The following is a 1,682-nucleotide window of genomic DNA, read 5'->3' as shown; positions in this document are numbered from 1 at the left end:
GAATGACGATTGGTGTACCTGCTGATCAGATCGAGCGAGAAGTCGAGGAGCGCCTTCAGAAGACGGCTAAAACAGCACGTATCAACGGTTTTAGACCAGGAAAGGTGCCAGTTAAGGTTGTTAAAAAGCGTTATGGACAAGGCGTACGTCAAGAAGTGATTGGCGAAGTAATGCGTAACTCTTACGTTCAAGCGTTGACTCAAGAGAAAGTTAACCCGGTTGGTTATCCTCGTTTTGAGCCTAAGACAGTTGAAGAAGGTAAGGATCTAGAGTTTATTGCGATTTTTGAAGTGTATCCAGAAATCGAATTGGCTGACTTGTCTGGGCTTAAGTTAGAAACGCCAGTTGCTGAAATTAAAGAAAAAGATATCAAGAACATGATTGATACGCTTCGTCGTCAGCATGGCACACTTAAGTCAGTAAAGCGTAAGTCTAAGAAGAAAGACTTGTTGACGCTTGATTACGTTGGTTATATGGATGGTGAAGCGTTCCAGGGCGGCACAGGTAAAGACCAGAAGATCACTTTGGGTGCCGGTCAAATGATTGCTGGCTTTGAAGACGGTCTGATCGGTTCAAAAGCTGGTGAGTCAGTGACTTTAGAGCTGACTTTCCCTGAAGACTATGCGAACGAAGAGTTGGCAGGTAAAGATGTTAAGTTTGAGGTAGACGTTAAAGTTGTTGAAGATACTGTGCTTCCTGAAATGGATGAAGAGTTCTTCGGTAAATACGGCGTAGACTGCAAAACTGAAGAAGACTTCAGAGCAGAAGTAATTAAGAATATGGAACGTGAGCTTGAAAATGCAGTAAGCAATAAGCTGAAGCAGCAAGTTGTTGAAGGCATGTCTGAAGCAAACGATATCGACGTTCCAGCGTCTATGGTTGAAGAAGAAATTAACCGAATGAAGCAAGAGGCCTTGCAGCAGTTTGGTGGTGGTCAGCAGTTAGATGTTTCTCAGTTGCCTTCTGAGCTATTTAAAGATCAAGCGACTCAGCGTGTTAAAACTGGTTTGTTGTTTGCGGCAGTGGTTAAGGAAAACGAAATTACGCCAGATGCTGAAGCAGTTGATGCCAAGATCCAGGAAATTGCCGGTACTTATGAAACGCCAGCTGAGGTTGTAGAGTTCTATAACCAAAAGGAAAACCGCGCGCAGGTTGAAGCAGTTATTGTAGAAGACGCAGTAGTTGAGTTAGTTAAGTCAAAAGCGAAGGGCAAAAAAGTTAAGATGTCCTACGAAGATGCGGTTAAGCCAGCAGCAGCTCAGCAATAAGAAGCTTAAAAAAAAGAAATATTCGGATGAAAATCTGAATCTCTAATTTTTTTCAGCTACACTTTAAACAGCCAGTTAAATACTGGCTGCTTTTAATTTAAAGCGACGAAAAATAAAGACTGCATATTCAATATGACTTGTCGTAGATATCAAAAAAAGATACCTAGGTCGACACATCAATACTTGTAGCAGGCCAAGCAGAGGAAGAAAGATACGTATGAATTTCCAAGACAATATGGGACAAGGCTCAGGCATTATTACTAATAGTGGTCTCGTGCCAATGGTTATAGAGCAAACTGCACGAGGAGAGCGATCTTTCGATATCTATTCGCGTCTACTAAAAGAGCGCGTTATTTTTATGGTTGGTCAGGTTGAAGATCACATGGCTAACCTTGTTGTTGCTCAGCTGTTGTT

General features: G+C 42.1%; 2 protein-coding genes. Both read left to right on the top strand.

Going from position 1 to position 1,682, the window contains the following annotated elements; translation table 11 throughout:
• On the top strand, positions 1-1,268 hold a 1,268-nt coding region (gene tig / locus A3729_RS17145), incomplete at its 5' end, for a trigger factor (protein ID WP_068634116.1).
• A 217-nt stretch (positions 1,269-1,485) separates the two neighbouring features.
• Positions 1,486-1,682 (top strand): ATP-dependent Clp protease proteolytic subunit (locus A3729_RS17140; protein ID WP_304439733.1); only part of this gene is annotated, 197 nt, incomplete at its 3' end.

The sequence above is a fragment of the Oleiphilus sp. HI0043 genome, from assembly GCF_001634935.1.
The sequence above is the reverse complement of the archived record's forward strand: the minus strand, read 5'-3'. Positions and strand labels throughout refer to the sequence as shown.